Below are 5,915 nucleotides of genomic sequence, written 5' to 3' on the forward strand. Positions count from 1 at the left end.
CAAATACCCCATCAGCATAGCAAGCGCCTGCTGCCGCTCATCCTCAAGTCGAGTCCAGACGGCTTCGCCGAACTGCTGCCTTGCCAATGCTTCATCCTTGCGGCTCCATTCGGTAAACAGAACAGAACGATTCCACGCCTTCGTAAGCGGCTCCGCCTCTTGCAGCAATGCAGGATGGCCAATAACTTCTGTCGGCATATAGACATTCAGCTCATCAATAAGCCAAGATTGCCCGATCGGTGCTGAAGTAACAATCAGTTCCCCTGTGGACAGATCACAGGCAGCCAATGCATTGCTGGTACTCCCTTGGGATAGACAGACTAGATAATGATTCGACTTATCGTCGATCAGCTTGCCTTCCATAACTGTGCCTGGCGTCACAATCCGGACGATTTCACGGCGGACTACTCCCTTAGCTTCCGCTGGATCCTCCACCTGTTCACAGATGGCAACCTTATATCCCTTTTCAATTAATCGCTGAATATAATTATCTGCCGAATGATAAGGGACCCCGCACATTGGGATACGATCCTCTGCACCGCTGCTACCTCTACCCGTCAGTGTAATCTCCAATTCCTTCGATGCTTGAATCGCATCGTCAAAGAACATCTCGTAAAAATCCCCGAGGCGGAAAAACAAAAAGGCATCCTTAACCTGCTCCTTGATGCTCAAATATTGTTCCATCATCGGTGTCAGCTTCACCATAAATACCCTCCGATAACATAAGTAGAACTCTATTATATCAAAAAAAGAGCGGGGACTCACGCGCATTTCACGCGGTCACCGCTCACTCGATCCTAACCATGTACTTCGCAAATCCTCATGCTCATCCCATATCCATTGTGCACGTATACGATGAGACAGCGCTTGAATAGCATGCTCGGCCTGCACCGATAGGCTGTCATCTCTCCATTCATTCCTGCTCTTCCTCACCTCGCCCAGCAATTCGTCCATAAGCTCTAGCGCTAGTATGCGCATAGGTTCACTGTCCGTACCTGTGAAGCGAATATCGCGGCTTGTCGAATATGCATGCAGGAATGCTTGAATCACCTCATCACGTACACTGTCGCGCCTAGTCAGTTTCGGATAAACCACTGCAACCGTACGGAATAAGGTTAGTACCTCTAACGTTAGGGCCGGCGTCATGATAAAGCATGGAAGTGTTCGGTATTCAAATCCGCCCTCACCGCCATGATCATGTTCGCGCACATCCCCATACGTCCCATACCCTGGACGCCTCCTTCTTGAACCCGCTGGATTCTCAAGAAGGGCCAGCGGCAGTGCTACATAAGTATCCAACGCCCTTATCAAGTCTGAAGTTAACGAGATTCCACTAACATGGATATGCCCTCCGAGCGAGAATTTCCCTACTGGATGCGATCCACCCAGCCATACGAGCTTGGAATCCTGCAAGTGCGAAGCACGCTTCTCTGCAATGATACGGTCTGCAAGCTGCATGGCCCTGCACAAATGCTCCACAAGCTGGGCAGGACGCTCAGCAGGTTCCGGACGAAGCTCCATAAGAGGATAGATGACACGTCCTTGCAGACGCACGGCATCACAACCTGCGGCCCCACCCTTGGGCAAGTACCGAACAGCGGGGACGATCTTCTCGGCATGGGCATCATAAAGAATTAATTCTACATCCATCCCAAGCTTCAGTTGTGTTCCCTTGTTCCGAATTCGTGAATGCTCGGTTGCCTCCTCATGCCATGCTGCAGTATACCTCTCCCGTACCCATGATGGAATTCGCTGCGGTACAGGATCGATATGCACGATTACATCACCCAACTGGGGCTCATCTAGCACACCCGCTGGCAAGTCTGTCATTCCCTCCACGGCAGAAGATGGTGTGCAGCGCAGCGTAACCGCAGCGATGTCCCAACCTACTGCATATGCAGCTCGCAGAGCCAGCCGGGCAAGCCGGCGATAAGGTGGCTTGGACCAATCATCAAGCGCACGATACATGGGAAGACCCTGCGGTGGAGTTGAACTCTGTGCGGCAGCAACGATACGACAGCCATTGACCCAGAAACATACGGAACGAACGTAATGCTGGCCCGAATTCGGCGGCAATTCATCTGCCCACGTAGCCCATTCGGCCACAGGCAATCCCCATAGCTTCAAGCGTTCACGCATGGTGCTTGAGCGCCAACCCGCAGCATATCGATTGAGTACGATTGTGCCCTCTTCTTCCTGATGATGTACTACTCTGTCCATATGTATCTGAGCCCGCTGTGCCATACTGCGTTTCCACCATACGATTAATTTCCCATGCTCCTGAACGGCAATTAACCTAGCTCCGGCTCGCACATATCTGGTATTTGTGACCGCCTTCACTTTATACTGCTTCCAGATGTCGGCGGCTTCCCGATCATCCGTTATGACAACCACGCTATCATCACAAACAAGGTCTCGGCCCATGTCGCCTCCTCCTTCGCATCCGGCATATAGGATTGCTTCCTGATTAGATTCCCGTCGCAGCTATGAAGCCAACCAACAACATTAACTGAATTTTTGTTACGAATCAAAAAAAAGGAGGGCTCCCGCCCTCTACAATCTTTCCTTTACTGCATATCCTGTGGGTATATCATCAAGTTTGTAAGCACAGGTTCTGCAGCAGCTCATCCACCATGCGCATGTTGGTTGAGAGTATCCTCAATAGGAAATGAGAAACCGCCGCAAGCGGTCAGGGCCTGCGGCGATGATTACAACTCCTCATCCGTCAAGTCCGGTTCCAAGTCGTCGAAGCTCTCATCCTGAACACTAAAGTCAAAATCCTTGTCTTCGAAATCATTGCACCCGTCCTTACAAACGAGAACACATACCTTTGTCTCTGCAACCATTTCCACCACGAATTCCCGCTCAACACGAATAGTCACACCGCGTCCATGCGAAGATACACTTGCTTCAACGCAGTTCGGTTCCTGAACTGCTTCCGCAGATACCTCAACAGTGGAAGAACGATGCTTCGGATCAACATACGACAACGGAACGAGATCTACATACGACACCGTTTCTTTCGCAACGTCAGTTTGGGAATTGTTGTCGTATGAATACCAGATGTTGATATCGTAAGTACCAATTACTTCAATGCCGTCTCCTGCCCGCACCGATTCATATTGATGGTTTATGAGCCAAGCCCCCAATATGCTTGTCGGATGATTAGGCGGAGAGACGGTATGTGTGACGACAGAGAACTTACGACCTTTGCCGCAGACTGCTTTCGTGATGATTTCCCGGCAGTGGTGTTTTTCTGTGTTTGCCATCCTGTGGACCTCCTCCATACAATCATTCAATTAAAGTGTATGCAGGACAGTCGTCTAGGGTGACAACATTTTTTTAAGAGTGGACGCATTTTTTGAGAGTGAACATATGCTGGCCTGACGCGGGTTACACGCCAAGTCGAAGTTGTTTCTTATCTCTTTTCGCTATCTTCAAATATTGTTGAAGCTCGCGAATTACTTGCAAGACGGCTGCACGCACTTCAAATTCTCCACGTGTAACAGGCAAATCCATTTGACGGAACACCTCGTCCAGATCATTCAGAAGCTGTTCTGTCTTGCCCGTATAATGCGGCTCCTTCACATCCTCGCTCAATTGATCGAATACATCTGCTACTAAATAGCACTGAGGGAATGATTGATACACTTGAGAGAGCAGCTGAAGGATTCCTTGCACATTTTCCAGCTGTGCCTTGCGCATGTAGAAATAAATAAGCCACTGCTCATCGGCGTGAATATCATCCGTACGCATGAGTCGATTCTCCAATGCCTTCGAGGCAATAAAGATTCCTTCATTTACTTTTTCATCCGCATCAATAATTTCATGTCCATCCCATACATAGGTCGTATCCCTCAGATTAGAGCTAATTTGTGTGAAAATCAGGGAAAAGTAAGCATCGACTTCCTTCTTAATTCGGACAAGCTTATCCTCTTCATTCGGCATGTACACCAGATTGACGACACTGGCGGCACCAAGTCCAATGGCCAGCAGAAGCACTTCGTTCAACACGCCATGCAGCGTTAAGGTTCCTGCGCCATAGATATGGAATACAACGACTGAGCTTGTCACGATTCCTTCCTTGAAATTAAGCTTAGCGATAATCGGGAATGCAACTAATATGTATAAAGCCAGCACCCATAGCTCGAAACCGAGAAGCCCGAACAATAATGAAGCTAGCAGCAAGCCGACAACCGATGCCAGAAATCGCGCCGACACGGTCTTTATGCTGCGCTTGCGGGTAACATCCACTCCTAATATAGCTAGCAAGCCCGCTCCTAGCGGATTCACTGCTCCTGCAAGGTTAGCAACGATTATCGCCAATATTGACGCGATCGCTGTCTTAATGACACGAATACCAACAAATCCGAACATCATGTGCGAGTACGCTCCTTCAATGAGACCCTTATGTAATGTTATCTTCTTATGATACATGTTCATTATATCGACTCGGATGACGTGTTGCAAAAAAAGAGGAATGCCATTCATTGGCATTCCTCAGATTGTTGAGAAACCCTGTCCTTGTTAAAAGGCACAGGGTTTCTCTTGTTTTTACGATCTCGGGATGAAGGAAAACTTCTGGTTATCCCCATCTTTCTAGGCGATCCAGGTGGATCGCCATCTTCTTCATGTTCTGCACAGCCGCTGTCATAAGAGCTTGTTCCCTGATGTTCTGCAACCCCCGCAAACGGCAATAGCGAAACCCATGGAGCTCTTTGGCATCCGCGAAGCTTCGCTCAATCGTTTCTTTCCGTCTTCGGTATAAATATTTGCCGGATCGACTTAATCGGTTGATCCGTACCCATTCTTTACTGTCTTCCCATACGTGTCGAGTCACCACTTTTCGGTGGTTACGAGATCGGGTGCATTCGCTCAACATCGGGCAGTTCTTGCAATGCTTCGGATCAGACGCATATTGCCGATATCCTTCACGATTTGTTGTTCGGTAAATAAGTTCGTGTTTTGCAGGACAAATATAACGGTTTTGTTGAGCGTCATACGTGAACTTCCACTTTGGGAATAGCCCTTGCGTCGGATGAAATCTTCGGTGAGCAATTACTGCAAAAATCCCTCGTTCTTGCAGCCCTTTACAGATCGGTGAAGTCAAATAACCAGAATCAAGTGCAACTGCTTCCACTTTAAAGCCAAATCGTTTTTGCTGACGATCTAATCGAGATAAATAGGGAATCGAATCGTGCACATTACCTGGGGTGACATGAACATCGGTAATCATGTTGTATTTCAGATCTACTGTGCGGTGGTCTAAATAAAAGAAACCCTCCGGTTTACCGTCTCGAATCATATAACCACTGTCTGGATCGGTCTTGCTCACCTTAATTTCCTTTTCCTCTATCACGTCCTCTCTGGATTTTAGTGCTTTTTTCCGTGAGCTTTTCGGTCTGCCTCCACTGCTGTGTTCAGTTCGTTAACATAGTCACGAGTATTTTGTAAAACCTGCTCTTTCGTAAACTTATGTTTGTTAGCGTTGGCCTTTACATGGGTAGAATCTGAGATTAGCACACGGCCGCCGACCATACGGTGCTGTATGGCTTGAAGCACAATCTCATCAAAGATATCTTGAAAAATATCCGTGTCTTTAAAACGAGTACGACGATTCCAGCTAATGGTGGAGTGATCCGGTACTTTATCCGTTAAACCAAGTCCTAAAAACCAGCGATAGGCCAAATTTGTTTGAATTTCACGTTCAAGCTGACGTTCTGAACGAATGCCGTAAAAATAACCAAGAAAGATCATTTTGAACAACACAATTGGGTCAATGGCAGGTCGTCCATTATCCGCACAGTAAAGAGGACGCACCTTTTTATCGATGAATGAGAAGTCGATATATTTATCTACTTTGCGAAGCAAATGATCTGGAGGGACAAGCTCCTCAATCGATACAAATTCATAAG

At 47.8% G+C, this 5,915-nt stretch carries 4 protein-coding genes and 1 pseudogene; all 5 read right to left on the reverse strand.

What is annotated here, in order from left to right; all coding sequences use genetic code 11:
- Positions 1–705, reverse strand: a pseudogene (locus AZ66_RS25715) (DNA mismatch repair protein MutS); the annotation flags it as partial.
- Between the two features lie 75 nt (positions 706–780).
- Positions 781–2,424, reverse strand: coding sequence for a putative amidoligase domain-containing protein (locus AZ66_RS30205; protein WP_052648875.1), 1,644 nt, complete (start codon positions 2,422–2,424; stop codon positions 781–783).
- A gap of 284 nt (positions 2,425–2,708) precedes the next feature.
- On the reverse strand, positions 2,709–3,269 hold the full coding sequence (locus AZ66_RS25725) for an outer spore coat protein CotE (RefSeq protein ID WP_021253939.1): 561 nt from the start codon (positions 3,267–3,269) through the stop codon (positions 2,709–2,711).
- Positions 3,270–3,393: 124 nt separating this feature from the next.
- Positions 3,394–4,380 carry an aromatic acid exporter family protein gene (locus AZ66_RS25730; protein WP_036621439.1) on the reverse strand — a complete coding sequence of 329 codons (987 nt, stop codon included), beginning with the start codon at positions 4,378–4,380 and terminating at the stop codon, positions 3,394–3,396.
- Positions 4,381–4,585: 205 nt separating this feature from the next.
- Positions 4,586–5,915 (reverse strand): IS1182 family transposase gene (locus AZ66_RS31000; protein WP_156160086.1). Its coding sequence is split into 2 segments (ribosomal slippage), with 1,331 coding nucleotides annotated over them: positions 4,586–5,379 and positions 5,379–5,915; the frame shifts between segments, so codons are not numbered across the junction. This gene is flagged as partial in the annotation.

Source organism: Paenibacillus sp. E194 (genome assembly GCF_000935845.1).
GTDB lineage: Bacteria > Bacillota > Bacilli > Paenibacillales > Paenibacillaceae > Paenibacillus_B > Paenibacillus_B alvei_B.

Coding starts and splice junctions, on each gene's coding strand:
- AZ66_RS30205 (WP_052648875.1), bottom strand. CDS start 2,424: ATGGGCCGAGACCTTGTTTGTGATGATAGCGTGGTTGTCATAACGGAT.
- AZ66_RS25725 (WP_021253939.1), bottom strand. CDS start 3,269: ATGGCAAACACAGAAAAACACCACTGCCGGGAAATCATCACGAAAGCA.
- AZ66_RS25730 (WP_036621439.1), bottom strand. CDS start 4,380: ATGATGTTCGGATTTGTTGGTATTCGTGTCATTAAGACAGCGATCGCG.